The sequence below is a fragment of the Nonomuraea diastatica genome (assembly GCF_004349015.1).
Taxonomy (GTDB): Bacteria; Actinomycetota; Actinomycetes; order Streptosporangiales; family Streptosporangiaceae; genus Nonomuraea; species Nonomuraea diastatica.
Genome location: NZ_SMKP01000233.1, coordinates 1 through 15,333 on the forward strand (window position 1 = coordinate 1; position 15,333 = coordinate 15,333).

Genomic DNA, 15,333 nt, shown 5'->3' on the forward strand with positions numbered 1-15,333 from the left:
GGCCCACCCCGAACAACGCCAGCACCCAGACGAGCGCCGCGATCGGGACCCCGCCCATCTGCCACACCGGGTGGGTGAAGCCGCCGACGACCGCCATCACGACCCCGAGCACGAACAACATGCCGTATGCCGCCCCGCCCAGCGCCGACTCGGCCTGGCTGCGATGTTCCATAGCGACCGAGATTAGTGGATGCCGGCGAACAGATCGTTCTCGCGGTTGTACGGCTCGCCGAGCCCGCCGGCCTCCACGGGGGGACCCGGCACCGGCGGGCCGGGCGACCCGACCGCCAGGATGTAGTGCTCCACCCCCGCGACCTCCTGGCCGATGTTGTTGGACAGCGCGAACCACGGTTCCGCAACGATGATCTGCGTGTCGTGAGCCCGCATGGCCTCGATCTTGTTGCCGATCCAGGGGCGTGCGTCGATCTCGGTGGTGATGTCCTGGTCCGCGCAGCCGTAGGCCATGTCCTCGACGTCCTCGACGAGGAAGCCGACCCCGACCCCGGCCGCGCGCAGCGCTTCCGAGGTGCGGCGCAGCGCGGACCTGGCGACGGCGGTGTGGTAGAACTTCGCGATCCGCCACGGCTCACCCGAGCCGAAGCCGGGATCCGCGGCCAGCTCGAACGCCCTGCGCGAGACACGGTGCGCCTGGATGTGGTCGGGGTGGCCGTAGAAGCCGTTCTCGTCGTACGTGACGAGCACCTGGGGACGCACCTCGCGGATCACCTTGACCAGCTCGCCCGCGGCCTCGTCGAGGTCCGCCTGCCAGAACGCCTTCGGATGGTCGTTGGAGGCCACGCCCATCATCCCCGAGTCGCGCCAGCGCCCGGGTTCGCCGAGGAAACGGTGATCCTCGACGCCCAGCGCCTCGCAGGCGGCGGCGAGCTCGCCGATCCGGTACGGCCCCAGGGCGTCGTCCCTGTCGGCGGCCAGATGGGCGAGGTCACCGGGGATGATCTCCCCCTCCTCGCCGAGCGTGCAGGTCACCAGCGTGACGTGGGCGCCTTCGGCGACGTATTTCGCCATGGTCGCCCCGGTGCCGATCGACTCGTCGTCCGGATGGGCGTGCACGAGCAGGAGCCGTCGATCAGTCATAGCCCCGAGCGTAACAACGGTGCGTTGCTGGCAGGATTGGCCCCATGAGTGAGAGCTTCCCGCGACTGTCGGCCAGGACCCGCCGGTTCACCCTCGGAGTGCCCAGAGGCTTCACGATCTCCCCTGACGGCGGCCGGGTGGTCTTCCTGCGGTCGAAGTCGGGCGACGACCCGGTGACCTGCCTGTGGGAGCTCGACACCGAGACCCACGTCGAACGCCTGGTCGTCGACCCGCGCAAGCTCCACGCCGACGAGGAGGACCTGCCTCCGGAAGAGCGGGCCAGGCGCGAGCGCAGCAGAGAGTCCGCGGGCGGCGTCGTCGCCTACGCCACCGACACCGCGGTGACCAGGGCCTGCTTCGCCCTGTCCGGCGGCCTCTACGTGGCCGACCTGGCCGGCGGTCAGGCGCACCGGCTCGACACGCCGGGCGCGGTCATCGACCCCCGGCTCTCCCCCGACGGGCGGCACGTCGCCTACGTCACCGGCGGCGCCCTGCGCGTCCAGGACGTGCTCTCGGGCGCCGACCGCGCGCTGGCCACGCCGGAGTCGGAGACGGTGACGTACGGGCTGGCCGAGTTCATCGCCGCGGAGGAGATGGACCGTATGCGCGGCTACTGGTGGGCCCCGGCGAGCGACGCGCTGCTGGTCGAGCGGGCTGACGAGGCTCCGGTCAACGTCTGGCACATCGCCGACCCGGCCAACCCGGACCGTCCGGCCACGGTCCAGCGCTATCCGGCGGCCGGCACTCCCAACGCGGTCACCGAGCTGTTCGTGCTGGGGCTCGACGGGTCGCGGGTCGCGGTGCCGTACACCGGGGAATACCTCACCACGGCCTCCTGGGACTCCCACGCGCTGTCGATCGTGACGATGACCCGCGACCAGAAGACGATGCGGCTGTTCGCGGTCGATCCGGCTACCGGCGCAACCACGCTCGTGCGCGAGGACACCGATCCCGCCTGGGTCGACATCGTGATGGGAGTGCCCGCCCACCTCGACGACGGGTCCCTGGTCTGGGTGGCCTCCGCCGACGGCGGCCACCGCCTGTACGTCGGCGACCATCCGGTCACCCCGCCGACGTTGCAGGTGCGGGCCGTACTCGACGTCGACCACGACAGCGTGCTGTTCAGCGCTAACGGCGACCCGACAGAGATCCAGCTGTGGACGTGGGACGGCCATTCGCTGCTGCCCGTCTCGACCCGTTCCGGGGTGTTCTCCGGGCGCATGTCGGGCGGGGTGGGCGTACTGACCGAGCAGAGCCTCGACACCGAGGGCGTGTCGGCCACAGTCGTGAAGCGCGACGGCACGGCGGTGCCGATCCCGTCGTTCGCCGAGCGTCCCGGCCTCGACATGCGGGTCTCGCTCGGCCGTTCCGGCCGTCGCGACCTGGCCACCGCCGTGGTGCTGCCGTCGTGGCACGAGCAGGGCTCGGGCCGGCTGCCGGTCCTGATGAATCCGTACGGCGGCCCGCACGCCCAGCGGGTGCTCAACCAGCGGAGCATCTTCCTGGAGAGCCAGTGGTTCGCCGAGCAGGGGTTCGCCGTGGTCGTGGCCGACGGGCGCGGCACCCCTGGCCGCGGCACGGCCTTCGAGCGGGCCGTGCTCAACGACCTGGCGACCCCGGCGCTGGAGGACCAGGTCGACGCCCTGCAGGGGGTGGCCGAGCAATATCCCGACGACCTCGACCTGACGAAGGTGGCCATCCGCGGCTGGTCGTTCGGCGGATACCTGGCCGCGCTCGCGGTGCTGCGCCGTCCCGACGTGTTCCACGCGGCGGTCGCGGGGGCGCCGGTGACCGACTGGCGGCTGTACGACACGTGCTACACCGAGCGCTACCTGGGCCACCCTGACGAGCAGCCCGAGGTCTACGAGAAGTCGTCGTTGTTCGCCGACGCGGCGAAACTCGAACGCCCGCTGCTGCTGGTCCACGGCCTGGCCGACGACAACGTGGTGGCCGCGCACACGCTCCGCCTGTCTTCGGCGCTGCTCGCGGCCGGGCGCCGGCACAGCGTGCTCCCGCTGTCCGGCGTGACGCACATGACGCCTCAGGAAGTGGTGGCGGAGAACCTGCTGCTGCTGCAGCTGGACTTCCTCAAGCAGGCGCTCGGCTGACGGCCGCCGCGGCAGGACCTCCCGGAAGCAGAAGCCAGGCCGACCGCTGCCACAACAAACCCTCCGAAGCAGACGCCCAGGCTGACGGTCTGACAGACCCAGGTCCGACACCCGCACCGCGAAGATCAAACTCTGGTCCGACGCGATCCCGCCACCCTCTGCGGGATCGTGAACGCCATGCTGAAACCCCTCGCCCTTACCCTGGCGCTGCTGGGCGCGGGCCTGTCCGCCCCAGCGGCGGCGGCCACCGCCCAGGAGTGGCGCTCGTGCCCCCACGACAAGATCGGCATGGTCTGCACCGATTTCCAGGTCCCGGCCGACTGGAGCAAACCCGACGGCCGCACGATCACCCTGAAGCTGGGGCGGCTCAAGGCCACCGGCGCCTCGGAGGGCTCGGTGCTGGTGGCCTACGGCGGTCCCGGCGGCCCCGGCATCGCCCTGACCCAGGCCAACCCCGGCTGGTGGGCCAAGCTCCGCGAGCGTATGGACATCGTCACGTGGGACACCCGCGGCTACGGCGAGCAGTTCCAGGGCCTCAGCACGGGCCTGCAGTGCTCCTGGACCCGCGTCCCCCTCCCCGACGCCCCGGAAGACGACGCCGCCTTCGGCCGGCTGTCCGACACCAACCGCGGCTACGCCGAGGCCTGCCGGCTCAAAGACCCCGAGCTGTTCGCCCACATGAGCTCGGCCGACCACGCCAGGGACATGGAGGCCATCAGGAAGTTCCTCGGCGACGGCGAGCTCAACTTCTACGGCGCCTCATACGCGGGCATCTACGGCCAGGCATATGCCCGCCTCTTTCCCGGCCGCATCCGCACGATGGTCCTCGACGGCACGATCAACCACAGCACGGCGAGCTGGAAACGCGAGCTGGAGGAGTCGGCCAGGGCCAACGAGCGCTTCCTGCAGCGCTTCTTCGCCTGGTGCAGGTCCAACGACTGCTCCGACGTCCCCGGCCGCTGGCGGGCGCTGATCGCCAGGGCCGACCGCACCCCCGTCCCCACCACGACCCCCAACGTCGCCTACAACGGCCGCGACCTGCAGTCCTTCGCCATCAGCAGGGCCCGTCAGGGCAAGCCGGCCTGGCCTGACCTGGCCCAGGCGATCCGCAAGGCCGCCCAGGCAGACGCTTCCGGCTTCGTGCCCGCCCGCGGCGCCCGCTACCCCGACCAGGCCACGGGCGTCACGGAATGCACCGACTGGCCCCGCTTCGCCGACCGTGAGGAGATGGCCGCCACCCACGCCCGCCTGCGCAAGATCGCCCCCAACGCGGGCACCGCCAACACCCTGTCCACGGCAACGCTGGGCTGCATTGACTGGCCGGTCCCCGTGACCAACAAGCCCGCTTCCCTCCCCAAGGGCCTGCCGCCCCTGCTCGGGGCCGGAGCGTGGGGTGAGTCCGACGCGGTCGCGCGGGCGCTGTCCCCGGTCCCGGGCAGCGCCGTCATCCACCACGACGGGCCCGGCCACACGCTCTACGGCTTCAACGAGTGCGCCCGCGACCACATCAACAGCTACTTCACCGACCGCGCCGTCCCCGCCGAGACCACACCATGCTGACGAAGCCTCTCCGGGGATGTCCCGCATCGAGCGCGCGGCGGCGTCACTGGTGAGCGGTGGAGGAGGTGCCGTGCCAGCTGGTCCAGAGGGCCGCGTAGGAGCCGTCCGCCGCCACCAGCTCGTCGTGGGATCCCAACTCGCTGATCCGCCCGTCCTCCACGACGGCCACCCGGTCGGCGTCGTGCGCCGTGTAGAGCCGGTGGGCGATCGCGATGACCGTCCGCCCGTCGAGCACGGCGGCCAGCGAGCGTTCCAGGTGCCGGGCGGCGCGTGGGTCGATGAGGGAGGTGGCCTCGTCCAGCACCAGGGTGTGCGGGTCGGCGAGCACGAGCCGGGCCAGGGCGAGCTGCTGCGCCTGCGCGGGCGAGACGGCCAGCCCGCCGGATCCCACCGGCGTCTCCAGGCCCTCGGGCAGCTCCAGCACCCAGTCGAGCGCGTCCACCGCTTCGAGCGCCTTCCGTACGGCCTGGTCGTCGGCGCCGGAACGGGCGATCACCAGGTTGTCGCGCACCGTCCCCTTGAACACGTGATGCTCCTGGGTGACGAGCGCGACATGGCCGCGCAGGTCGTCGAGCGACAGCTCGACCAGCGGCACCCCGCCCACGGCCACCGCGCCGGCGCGCGGCCCGTGAATGCCGGCCAGCAGCCGTCCGAGCGTGGACTTCCCGGCGCCCGACGGCCCGACCATGGCCAGCCGCTCCCCCGGCTGGACGGTCAGCGACACGCCGTGCAGCACGTCGCGGCCCTCACGATAGGCATAGCGCACGTCCGACGCCTCCAGCAGCTCGCCGGCGGGCGACGACGTGGAGACCACCCGGTCGTCGGGCACGTTGGCCACGCCGAGCAGCCGCGCCATGGACGCCCCGCCCACCTGCAGCTCGTCGATCCACATGAGAAACCTGTCGAGCGGGTCGATGAGCTGCTGGGCATAGAGCGTCGCGGTGGTCACCTGGGCGAGCGCCACCCAGCCGTTGGTGTAGAAGAGGCCGCCGACCAGCAGCGTCGCCACGACCGGGAGCACATAGCCCAGCTCGACGGCGGGATACCACACGCTACGCAGGCCCAGCGTGTAGCGTTCGGCGGCGTACGAACGCGCGATGTCGTCGTCGGTGCGGGCCCGGCGCCGCTCCTGCAACCCGAGCGCCTCCACCGCTCTGGCGCCTTCGACGGTTTCCGCCAGCCCTTCGGTGAGGTCGGCGTAGGCGGCGTTCTCGCGGAGATAGCCGTCGCGCGCCCGCTGGAGATACCACCGGGTGGAGATCCACAACACCGGGCCCGCGATCAGCATCGGCAGCATGAGCAGCGGGCTGACCAGGAGCAGGGCGCCCACGGTGATCACGAAGGTGACGGACGCGATCAGCGTCTCGGGGACGGCGTGCCGGACGGTGCGCGACAGGGCGTCGACGTCACGGGAAGTCCTGGTGATCAGATCTCCGGCGCCGGCCCGCTCGACGGTGGACAGAGGCAGCCCGAGCACCCGGTCGACGAACTCCTCGCGCAGCTCGGCCAGCACCTTCTCGCCGAGCCTGGCGGAGGCCAGCACGGCATAGCGCACGAGGACGCCCTGCAGCAGCAGGAACGCACCGATGGCAGCGGCCACGACGACGACGTCGACCTCGGCACCATATTGCACGTCCTGCACCAGCCTGCCGAGCTGCCACGGCACGGCCAGTCCGGCCACGGCGGCCAGCCCGTGCAGGAGAAGGGCGAGCGTGAGCTCGCGCGGATAGTGCAGGGTCAGCCGCCTGGCGTAGGCGCGCACCTGTTTGCGGTCGGCGACCGGGAGGATCTCGCGGGCCATGTGTCAGTCCTCCCCACGGGTCACGGTCGCGGCATAGGCAGGCGAGCTGTCGAGCAGCTGCCGGTGTGCGCCCTCGGCCAGCACCCTGCCGTCCTCGACGTAGATCACGTGGTCGGTGCGGTCGAGCACCAGCGGGCTGGTCGTGCAGATCAGCGTGGTGCGGCCGGCGCGCGCCTTGGCCAGCCGTCCGGCGATGCGGGCCTCGCTGTGGGCGTCGACGGCGCTGGTGGGCTCGACCAGGATGAGCACCTCGGGGTCGGCCAGCAGCGCCCTGACCAGGCGCAGCCGCTGTTGCTGACCACCGGAGAACTCACGACCCGCCTCGGCCACGACCGTGTCGAGCCCGTCGGGCAGTGCCTCGACGATGTCGTCTGCGCAGGCCGCGTGGAGTGCCTCGCGCAGCTGCTCGTCGGTGGCGCCGCCGCGCACGTCGAGCTCGTCGCGCAGGCGACCGGTGAACAGGCGGGCGCCGTTGTCGGCGACGAGGATGCGGGCGCGGATCTCGTCGATGGGCAGGTCGGCCAGGGATGCCTCGCCGAAGGTGACGTCGCCGTCGGCGTAGCGGCCGAGCCGGTCGGCGATGGCGGCGGCGTCGTCGGGCGAGCTCGCGGCGATGGCGGTCAGCGAGCACGGCTGGAGGGTGACGCCGCTGTAGGAGTCGCGCAGCACGCCTCCTTGGCTGCTCCCGGCGCCGCCGGTGACCTCGGGCTCGATCGACAGGATGCGGATCACGCGACCGGCGGCGACGTGGCCCTTGGTGAGCCTGTCGGCGGCCTCGGTGAGGGTGCGCAGGGGGCCGATGAGGAAGACCGCGTAGAGGTAGAACGAGACGAGCTGGCCGGTGGGGATCTCGCCGACGACGGCGAACGAGGCTCCGACGCCGGTCACGATGGCGATGAGCAGACCGGGCAGCACGATCTGGGCGCCTTCGAGCAACGACTCGACCCTGGCCACGCCGACGCCGGCCTGGCGGACGAGCTGCGACTCGTCGCGATAACGACCGGCGAAGACGTGCTCGCCGCCGATGCCGCGCAGCACCCGAAGGCCGGCCACGATGTCGCTCGCCCTGGTGGACAGGTCGCCGACCAGCTCGCGGTGCCTGCGCTGCCGCCGGTGCAGGGGGCGCAGCAGCGGCGAGATGGCGACGGCCATGATCGGCACGCCGAACAACACGAGCAGGCCGAGCGGCAGCGAGGTCGAGACGAGGATCACGGTGACGGTGACGATCGCCACGATGGAGCCGGTGCCGCGCAGCAGGATGTCCATGGAGCCGCCGATGTGGGAGATGTCGGAGTTGCCGACACTGACGACCTCGCCGGTGGACAACCGCTTGGGCAGCGTGGCGCCGAGCCTGGCGGCCTGACTGGCGGTCACCTGCACGGTGCGGTAGGCGGCCGACAACCAGGTGTGGACGGCCATCCGGTGGCGCATGAGGCCGGTGAAGGCCTGCAGCAGCCCGAGCGCAAGCAGGACGGCCGCCCAGAACAGCAGCGCCTGGGAGTCCTTGGCGGTGACGGCGTCGATGCCCTTGCCGAGCACGGCCGGCATCAGGGCCTGCACCAGCCACCACAGGGTCGCGAAGCCGATGCCCGCGAGGAGAGACGGCCACTGCCTGCGCGCAGTCCACCACAAATAGCGCAGCGGGCTGCGGATGTCGGGCACGCCAGGATCGGCCTCGGGAAGGGAGCGCATAGCCTGACAACATTGACAAGGCGTGAGGCGGCCCGGCAAACGGTTTTCGACCAGCTGGAACGTTCCCCTAGCGCCCCTGGAGCCCTTTGAAGGCTCGCATCGTGTACACCAGCGTCACCAGGGCCGTGATCGCGAGCAACGCATAGCCGATCGTGTACGCCCCGGCGGCGGCGTAGACCGCCCCCATGACGAGCGGCGGGAAATAGCCGCCGAGCCCTCCGGCCGCGCCGACGAGCCCGGTCACCGTCCCCACCCTAGACGCCTCGACCAGCCTGGCGACGAGCGCGAACACGCCGCCCGTCCCGAGTCCGAGGAAGAGCGCCATGAGCACGAAGCTCACCCCCGCGGGCACCTCGGCCGGCGGCTCCAGCGCCAGCACGAGCGCCATGATCGTGGTGCCGCCGAACGCGATGAGCAGGACCTTGACCGGTCCGAGCCGGTCGGAGAGCGCGCCGCCTAGCGGCCTGGCCAGCACCGCCGCGATCGAGAACCCCGCCGTGCGCAACCCCGCGCCGGTCTGGGCGAAGCGGTACACGTTCTGCAGCAGGGTAGGCAGGTACGTCGAGAACGCCACGAACCCGCCGAAGGCGACCGCGTACAGGAAGGCCGACTGCCAGGTGGCCCTGAGCGCCATGGCCGCCCGGATTCTGGGCCACGCGGGGGCGGTCGCGGGCGACCAGCGCGGCGAGTCGCGGCTCACGCCCAGCATGACAAGACCCGTGACCGCGAGCGCCGCGGCCATCAGCACGTGCGTGAGAGGCCGCCCGAACGTCTCCACCAGGACCGGCGTGCAGAACGCCGACAGCGCCGTGCCGCCCATGCCGGCCCCGAACACGCCGGTGGCGAAACCCCGGCGGGCGGGTTCGTACCATGCGTTGACGAAGGGGATGCCGATCGCGAACGACGTGCCGGGGATGCCCAGCAGGAAGCCCCAGAACAGCAGCCAGCCGTACGAGGTGGACCAGCCGGCGAACAGGACGGGCACGATCGAGACGAAGCAGACGCCCGCGAACATGCGCCGCCCTCCGAACCGGTCGGCCAGCATCCCCACCGGGATCCGCCCCAGCGAGCCGACCACCACGGGGATCGCCACCAGCAGTGAGAGCTGCGTCTGCGACAGCCGCAACTGCCTGCTGTAGCTCCCGGACAACGGACCGATGAGGTTCCACGCCCAGAACGTCACCGCGAAGGCCACCGTGGCCAGCACCAGGTTCCGTACCTGGCCTGCACGAAGTTCGGACATGCACTCTGTGTAACAGATTATCGCTTTCTGTGATGACGCCGGCGTGTGTGGCGACGACCCATGCGGACACTCTTTACAAGGTGCACACCGTGGCCGGGATGGTGCTGCTCGCGCTTTTCCCGGTCAGCCGCCCGGTGCGCGCTTCTTCCATCCGCTGGGCGGTTTGCTCCGTCCTTACATCGTGTATCGGAGGCGCGGGCGATAGTGTGCGGGGGGACCCGGCACGGGTCCTGGTACGCCAGAATCGACCCTTGTGAAGCACGGGTACACCAACAGCACGGTCGGCGACGGCGCCCTGGTCGTGAAGTGCTACCAGGGGCCCGAGGCGGCGTTCAGGCTCAGCACAGAGAGCAGATATCTGCGCCGCCTGCGCGGCCGCATCCCCGTCCCCCACGTCCACCAGGTCACCTCGACCAGCCTGACCACCCGCTGGGTCGAAGGCTTCCACGGCCAGGACCTCCTGGACGACGGCCGCGCCGCGGAGGTGCTCTCCGAGTGCGGCCGCATGCTGGCCCGCATCCACAGGCTCGGCATCGTCCACGGCGACTACGGACCGCAGAACATGTTGTTCCACCCGGCCACGTTCGAGACGGCCGCGATCCTCGACTGGGAGTGGGCCCATCCGGGGCGGCCGGTCGAGGACCTCGCCTGGTGCGAGTGGATCGTCCGCATGCACCACCCCGAGCACGTGCCGCTGCTGCCGCGGTTCTTCGCCGCGTACGGCGAGCCCGTGCCCGGCTGGCCGGAGCGCCACGCGGCGATGCTGGCGCGCTGCCGTGACCTGCTCGGCTTCTGCATCCGCTGGGAGCCCGGCGGGGGCGGCGAGAAGATGTGGCGCGAGCGCCTCGACGCCACGGCCGCCTGGACCGAGTAGCCCGCCCGCACGACCGCCACGCGAAGCCCCGCGAAGCCCCGTCCACAGAACCGCGACCCTTCCGCACGGAAGCCCTCCCGCAAAGCCCGGCCGCACGACCAGCCCGTCTTCGGAGCCCGCCCCCGCGACCGTTCGGCACGGAAGCCCTCCCACGAAGCCGGGCCGTGCGAAAGCCCGTCCATCCTTGCGGGCCCAGGGGGCGGCGGCAGACCATGGGTCATGGACCCACGCACCCGAGCTGCGGTGGACTGGCTCCTGACCGGCGACGAGCCGGGCATCCGCGGGCAGACCCGCCACGACCTGCTCGACGAGCCCGTGGGCGAGGACGTCATGAAGGGTCTCAAGGTCAACGCCCTCCTCGACTCCGGGCTCTGCGGCGACCCGTACAAGAAGTGGACCGGCGCCCACTGGCGGCTCGTCGCGCTGGCCGAGCTGGGCGTCCCGCCCGGCGAGCCGCGCGCCCTGGAGGTGGCCGACCACGTGCTGTCCTGGCTCACCACCGGCTGCCGTGAGCCCGTCGTGATCGGCGGGCTGGTCCGGCAGCACGCCTCCATCGAGGGCAACGCCCTGGCCGCCTCCTGCCGCATGGGACTGGCCGGCGATCCGCGCGCCCGCCGCCTCGCCGAGTCGCTGATGTCGTGGCAGTGGCCGGACGGCGGCTGGAACTGCGACGAGCGAGCCACCGGACGCCGGTCGTCGTTCCACGAGACGCTTCCCTCCATGTGGGGCCTGCACGAGTACGCGCTGGCCACCGGCGACCAGAATGGTGCAAAAGCCGCGGCGCGGGCGGCCGAGCTGCTGCTGGAGCACCGGCTCTTCCGCAGCCTGCCGACCGGCGAGGTCATTCACCGCGCCTGGCTCGCCCCGCACTACCCGCCGTACTGGCATTACGACATCCTCCAGGCGCTGCTGGTGTTGTCGCGGATGGGCCTGGCCGGCGATCCACGAGCCGCCGACGCGCTCGACGAGCTGGAGCGCCGCCGCCTGCGTGACGGCCGCTGGCGGGCCGGCGGGCGCTGGTGGAACCCGCCCGGCCGGGCGTACGCGCAGGACGTGGTGGACTGGGGCCGCTCAGGCCCGAACGAGATGATCACCCTGAACGCGTTACGCGTCCTGCGAGCCGCCGGACGTCTTTGACAGGTTCTGTCGGTGCCCTTCTTGACAGGTTCTGTCGGTGCCCTTTGCTTGACTCGGGGCATGACTCGGCAGGTGATCCTAGTTCTCGGCGCGACGGGCACCATCGGCCGGCGCGTGGCGGAGCAGCTGCGCGCGGCCGGCCACGCCGTGCGCGCCGCCTCCAGGAGCGGCGAGACCATGTTCGACTGGGCGCGGCCCGGCACGTGGGAGCCCGCGGTGAGAGGGGTGTCCGGGGTCTTTCTCATGGCCCCCGACGGCGTCCCGATCGATCCGGCGTTCGTGTCGCTGGCGGTGGATCAGGGGGTCGGGCAGATCGTGTTGCTGTCCAGCGGCGGCATCGAGGTCATGGGCGACGAGCGGCTGATGGCGGCGGAGCGCACGGTCCGCGACAGCGCCACCGGGTGGACGATCCTACGGCCGAGCTGGTTCGACCAGAATTTCGACGAGGGTTTCCTGCGGCCCGCGGTCATGGCGGGCGAGCTGATGTTGCCGATGGGCGCCGTGCGCCAGGCGTTCGTCGACGCCGGCGACATCGCCGCCGTCGCCGCCGCGGCCCTCACGCGGGACGGCCACGCGGGGCACTCCTACGAGATCACAGGGCCGCGCTCCCTGTCGTTCGGGGAGGCCTCGGAGATCATCGGCTGGGCGGTCGGCCGCGAGATCACCTACCTGGGCGGCGAGGAGGAATATATCGCGGCGCAGGGCTTCTCCGGCGACGCCATCCGTGCGGCCAAGGCGTTCACCGCCCTGCGTGCCCTCGGCGACCAGCCGGTCACCGAGGTTGTGAGCCAGGTGACCGACCGGCCGCCGAAGCCGTTCGAGAGCTACGTCACCGAGGCGGCGGCGCGGGGCGCCTGGCGGCCGTGAGGCCCAGCTCCCGCACCAGGGCCGCCGCCGCGTCGAGCAGCTCCAGCTCCCTGGCGGTCATCGTGGGGTTCGCGCCGCGCCGGGCCTTGGCGCGGTCGAGCGCGTCGCCAAAGCCCATCGCAGTGCCGAGCCCGGCCAGCAGCGCGCCGAGCACCACCCGCGTCGCCGGCGCGCGCTCGTCCTCGGCGTCGGCCGCGACCTGGGCGAGGATCATCGCCGACATGGCGCAGTCCTCCTCCGGGCCGCCCTCCTCGGCGTTGCTCCAGTCGATCACCATCGGTCCGCGGGCCGTGAGCATGACGTTGTCCGGGTGCAGGTCAAGGTGGAGCACCCGATCGCGGGGGTCGGCCGAGTGCCGGGCCGGGATCCGGTGCAGGCGCAGGAGCAGCCGCGCGATGCCGTCGCCCGCCGCCTCAAGCGTCAGGTCCCCGTCGAACACCGCCCCTAACATCGTCGGCCCGGCCAGCCGCTCCATCACCAGGTCGCTGGGCGGCCCTCCTCCCGGATGGACGCGGGGCACGGGATAGCCGTGCCCCGCCACGTATTCCATGACCGCGGCTTCCCGGCGCGCGTCGATGCCCGACCGGTAGCGGCGCAGCACCCGCTTCTCGTCGATCGCGTACACGTCTGCGCTGCGACCCGACCCCAGCAACTCACCGAGCTCCATCCGCCCAACCTACCGAGCCCGCGACAGCGGCTGCGGAGCTCACGTACGTCCGGCGATCCTGTCCAGTTCGGCCAGGTCGGCGGTGTGGTCGCGCCGCATGGCGGACGCGAGCTCGCGGACCTGTCGCGCGCCGCCCGCGCTCTGCTCGCCCTTCGCCACCAGCGCGAGCTGCTTCAGGTACGCCCGCAGCAACGTGACGAACCGCCGGTCGAACGCGTCGTCTCGCAGCCCGGACAGCGCCGTCAGGTCGGCGGCGGTGGGCATGCCGGGCATGTCGTGCCTGACGTGCGGGTTCTCGCCGGTGACCCGGGCCTCGGCGAGCAGGGCACGCAGCCGGCCGCGCCCGCTCTCGTGCTCTGTGCCGAGCCGGGCGGCGAGGCCGGCGAGCGGCCGGTCGGCCGCGCGGTCCCGTGCGAGGTCCAGGAGGGGCAGCGCCCGCGTGTGCAGGGCCTCGGCCAGGTGCAGCCAGGCCACGTCCGTGGTGGTGAAGGCCCCGCTGGAGGCGGGCGCCAGAGCAGGAGCAGGAGCGGCCGAGCAGCCGAGCAGCAGGACGGCCGGCAGCAGGAATCGGAGCACCCGTGACACGCGTACGACCTCCGCAGGGCCCGGGCGGTGACGGCCCGCCCGGGCGAGGGACAGGAGTTACGACGGCCGCCCGTCGGCCCCGCACTTGATGATCGGCCGGATGCAGTCGCGCACCCGGCGCTCCATCTCCGCCTCCGGCCAGGCGTTGAAGAAGTCACCGTGCATCGTGAACCCGCCACCCGACGCCAGCCGGAAGTGCGACGGGTCGCCGCTCACCGGGTAACGGATCACCTGCCGCAGCTTGGGCACCGGCACGGGGTGCGTGCTCGGGCAGGCGCCGGCCACCGGATAGGCCATGTGGCTCTTGTGATCGGCGGAGTCGAGGCCACGCCCGTTCCAGCACTGCGGGAAGTCCAGGTACGACTCCAGCATCGTCCCCGGCGGGCAGGTGACGAAGTCCTTCGACGCGCCGACGTGCCCGGCGTGCAGGCAGGACCACCGGGAGATCGTCGTGTGGTCGGGGCCGGTCGCCATGGCGTTGCCCGCGACGATCCGCAACCCGAGGGGCAGCGGCTGGATCCTGGCGACGATGTCGTCACGCACGCCCTCGCCGAGGTAGTAGAACGTGACGATGGCCGGCTCCACGGGTGCGCCGTCCTTGTAGAGGGTCGGCACCCAGTACGACGACTTGTCCACGGCCGGGTTGCAGTTCGTGGCGCCGTTGAGCAGGTCGTTGAGCTGGGTGTGGGCGTTGGTGACGCGGCTGCCGAAGAAGCTGTGCATGTGCGAGGCGCCCGGCAGACCGGGGAAGACGATCGGGTCGTCGGGCAGCCGGTGGCTGAACGGGCAGTCGGCGAGGAACTCCGCCACCCGCACGGGCTCCGCCACCGCCGGGCGGGGCACGACGGCGACCAGGCCGATCAGCAGGGTCAGCAGCGCGAAGAGTCGTGAGGCGAGCATGGCGGCTCCCTTGGTCGTCATTGGTAGACCCGCACGTAGTCGACGAGCATCCGCGACGGGAACGGCGTGGACGCGTCGGGCGGTCCCGGCCAGTCGCCGCCGACCGCGAGGTTGAGGATGATGTAGAACGGGTGGTCGAAGATCCACGGGCCGCGGGTCCGCTCCACCTCGTCCTTGCTGATCGTGAACACCGTCCGGCCGTCGAGCGTGTAGACGATGCCCTTGCTGTCCCAGTTGGCTGCCCAGACGTGGAACTCGTCGGAGAAGTCGGCGCCATCCGGCAGCGTGTACGGCGACCCGACCCCGCCCCCGCCGTTGTACGCGGGCGCGTGCACGGTCGAGTAGGACGTCTTCACGTCCTTGCCGAGGACCTCCATGATGTCGATCTCGCCGTTGTACGGCCACGGCCGCCCGGTCAGGAAGTCGGCCCCCATCATCCAGAACGCCGGCCACAACCCGTTGCCCTTGGGCACCTTGATCCTGGCCTCGAGGCGGCCGTAGGTGAAGTGGAACTTCGTGCCGGTGTTCATCCTGGCCGAGGTGTACTGGCAGGTGGTGCTGCCGGTCAGCGGGTCGACCGGGCAGGCGGAGCCCGGCGTGGCCTGTTTGCGTGCTTCCATAATCAGATGCCCCTGGCCGTCCATGGAGGCGTTGTCGTGGTCGGTGTAGTACTCCAGCTCGTTGTTCGGCCCGGTGCCGGGGTCGGCGCGCCATTTGGCGGGGTCGGGGCTGCTTCCCGCCGGGCCGTCGAACTCGTCGCTCCACGCCAGGGACGGCGGGTTCGACGGGTCATCGGGCGGGGCG

General features: G+C 71.6%; 13 protein-coding genes. 5 read left to right on the plus strand and 8 right to left on the minus strand.

Annotated features, from left to right (window positions below; genetic code table 11):
* Positions 1–183 precede the first annotated feature (183 nt).
* Positions 184–1,095, minus strand: coding sequence for an N-acetyl-1-D-myo-inositol-2-amino-2-deoxy-alpha-D-glucopyranoside deacetylase (gene mshB / locus E1294_RS46320; protein ID WP_132518227.1), 912 nt, complete (start codon positions 1,093–1,095; stop codon positions 184–186).
* A gap of 44 nt (positions 1,096–1,139) precedes the next feature.
* Here mshB and E1294_RS46325 point away from each other — a divergent pair, with 44 nt between their 5' ends.
* A complete protein-coding gene (locus E1294_RS46325) occupies positions 1,140–3,203 on the plus strand; it encodes a S9 family peptidase (protein WP_132518229.1) in 2,064 nt (687 codons plus the stop codon).
* Positions 3,204–3,380: 177 nt separating this feature from the next.
* A complete protein-coding gene (locus E1294_RS46330; RefSeq protein ID WP_132518231.1) occupies positions 3,381–4,763 on the plus strand; it encodes an alpha/beta fold hydrolase in 1,383 nt (460 codons plus the stop codon).
* Positions 4,764–4,806: 43 nt separating this feature from the next.
* Here the strand turns inward: E1294_RS46330 and E1294_RS46335 are convergent, their stop codons facing one another.
* The 3 genes from E1294_RS46335 to E1294_RS46345 form a co-directional block, all read right to left on the minus strand.
* The gene (locus tag E1294_RS46335) at positions 4,807–6,564 is read right to left on the minus strand and encodes an ABC transporter ATP-binding protein (RefSeq protein ID WP_132518233.1); all 1,758 of its coding nucleotides are present in this window, start codon (positions 6,562–6,564) and stop codon (positions 4,807–4,809) included.
* Between the two features lie 3 nt (positions 6,565–6,567).
* Positions 6,568–8,256, minus strand: coding sequence for an ABC transporter ATP-binding protein (locus E1294_RS46340; RefSeq protein ID WP_132518235.1), 1,689 nt, complete (start codon positions 8,254–8,256; stop codon positions 6,568–6,570).
* 67 nt (positions 8,257–8,323) lie between these two features.
* Positions 8,324–9,499: an MFS transporter gene (locus E1294_RS46345; protein ID WP_132518237.1), complete on the minus strand. Its 1,176-nt coding sequence runs from the start codon at positions 9,497–9,499 to the stop codon at positions 8,324–8,326.
* Between the two features lie 253 nt (positions 9,500–9,752).
* Here E1294_RS46345 and E1294_RS46350 point away from each other — a divergent pair, with 253 nt between their 5' ends.
* The 3 genes from E1294_RS46350 (at position 9,753) to E1294_RS46360 (ending at position 12,377) form a co-directional block, all read left to right on the plus strand.
* Positions 9,753–10,373, plus strand: a complete 621-nt coding sequence (locus E1294_RS46350; RefSeq protein ID WP_132518239.1) for a phosphotransferase — start codon at positions 9,753–9,755, stop codon at positions 10,371–10,373.
* Positions 10,374–10,592: 219 nt separating this feature from the next.
* The gene (locus tag E1294_RS46355; protein ID WP_132518241.1) at positions 10,593–11,510 is read left to right on the plus strand and encodes a hypothetical protein; all 918 of its coding nucleotides are present in this window, start codon (positions 10,593–10,595) and stop codon (positions 11,508–11,510) included.
* A gap of 72 nt (positions 11,511–11,582) precedes the next feature.
* Positions 11,583–12,377: an SDR family oxidoreductase gene (locus E1294_RS46360; RefSeq protein WP_246083760.1), complete on the plus strand. Its 795-nt coding sequence runs from the start codon at positions 11,583–11,585 to the stop codon at positions 12,375–12,377.
* Here E1294_RS46360 and E1294_RS46365 read toward each other — a convergent pair.
* From E1294_RS46365 to E1294_RS46380, 4 genes are all read right to left on the minus strand, one after another.
* Positions 12,340–13,044, minus strand: coding sequence for a phosphotransferase (locus E1294_RS46365; protein ID WP_132518245.1), 705 nt, complete (start codon positions 13,042–13,044; stop codon positions 12,340–12,342). The two genes, E1294_RS46360 and E1294_RS46365, sit on opposite strands and share 38 nt — an antisense overlap.
* Before the next feature lie 39 nt (positions 13,045–13,083).
* Complete coding sequence (locus E1294_RS46370) at positions 13,084–13,629, minus strand: DUF305 domain-containing protein (protein ID WP_165977867.1); 546 nt, start codon at positions 13,627–13,629, stop codon at positions 13,084–13,086.
* 57 nt (positions 13,630–13,686) lie between these two features.
* Entirely contained in the window at positions 13,687–14,529 is an 843-nt protein-coding gene (locus tag E1294_RS46375) for a DUF1996 domain-containing protein (RefSeq protein WP_246083761.1), read from the minus strand.
* A 17-nt stretch (positions 14,530–14,546) separates the two neighbouring features.
* On the minus strand, positions 14,547–15,333 hold a 787-nt coding region (locus E1294_RS46380; protein WP_132518251.1), incomplete at its 5' end, for a glycoside hydrolase family 16 protein.

Excerpts from the sequence above, each read along its gene's own strand:
- mshB (WP_132518227.1), bottom strand. The coding sequence starts at position 1,095 with ATGACTGATCGACGGCTCCTGCTCGTGCACGCCCATCCGGACGACGAG.
- E1294_RS46325 (WP_132518229.1), top strand. The coding sequence starts at position 1,140 with ATGAGTGAGAGCTTCCCGCGACTGTCGGCCAGGACCCGCCGGTTCACC.
- E1294_RS46330 (WP_132518231.1), top strand. The coding sequence starts at position 3,381 with ATGCTGAAACCCCTCGCCCTTACCCTGGCGCTGCTGGGCGCGGGCCTG.
- E1294_RS46365 (WP_132518245.1), bottom strand. The coding sequence starts at position 13,044 with ATGGAGCTCGGTGAGTTGCTGGGGTCGGGTCGCAGCGCAGACGTGTAC.
- E1294_RS46335 (WP_132518233.1), bottom strand. The coding sequence starts at position 6,564 with ATGGCCCGCGAGATCCTCCCGGTCGCCGACCGCAAACAGGTGCGCGCC.
- E1294_RS46375 (WP_246083761.1), bottom strand. The coding sequence starts at position 14,529 with ATGCTCGCCTCACGACTCTTCGCGCTGCTGACCCTGCTGATCGGCCTG.
- E1294_RS46345 (WP_132518237.1), bottom strand. The coding sequence starts at position 9,499 with ATGTCCGAACTTCGTGCAGGCCAGGTACGGAACCTGGTGCTGGCCACG.
- E1294_RS46355 (WP_132518241.1), top strand. The coding sequence starts at position 10,593 with ATGGACCCACGCACCCGAGCTGCGGTGGACTGGCTCCTGACCGGCGAC.
- E1294_RS46340 (WP_132518235.1), bottom strand. The coding sequence starts at position 8,256 with ATGCGCTCCCTTCCCGAGGCCGATCCTGGCGTGCCCGACATCCGCAGC.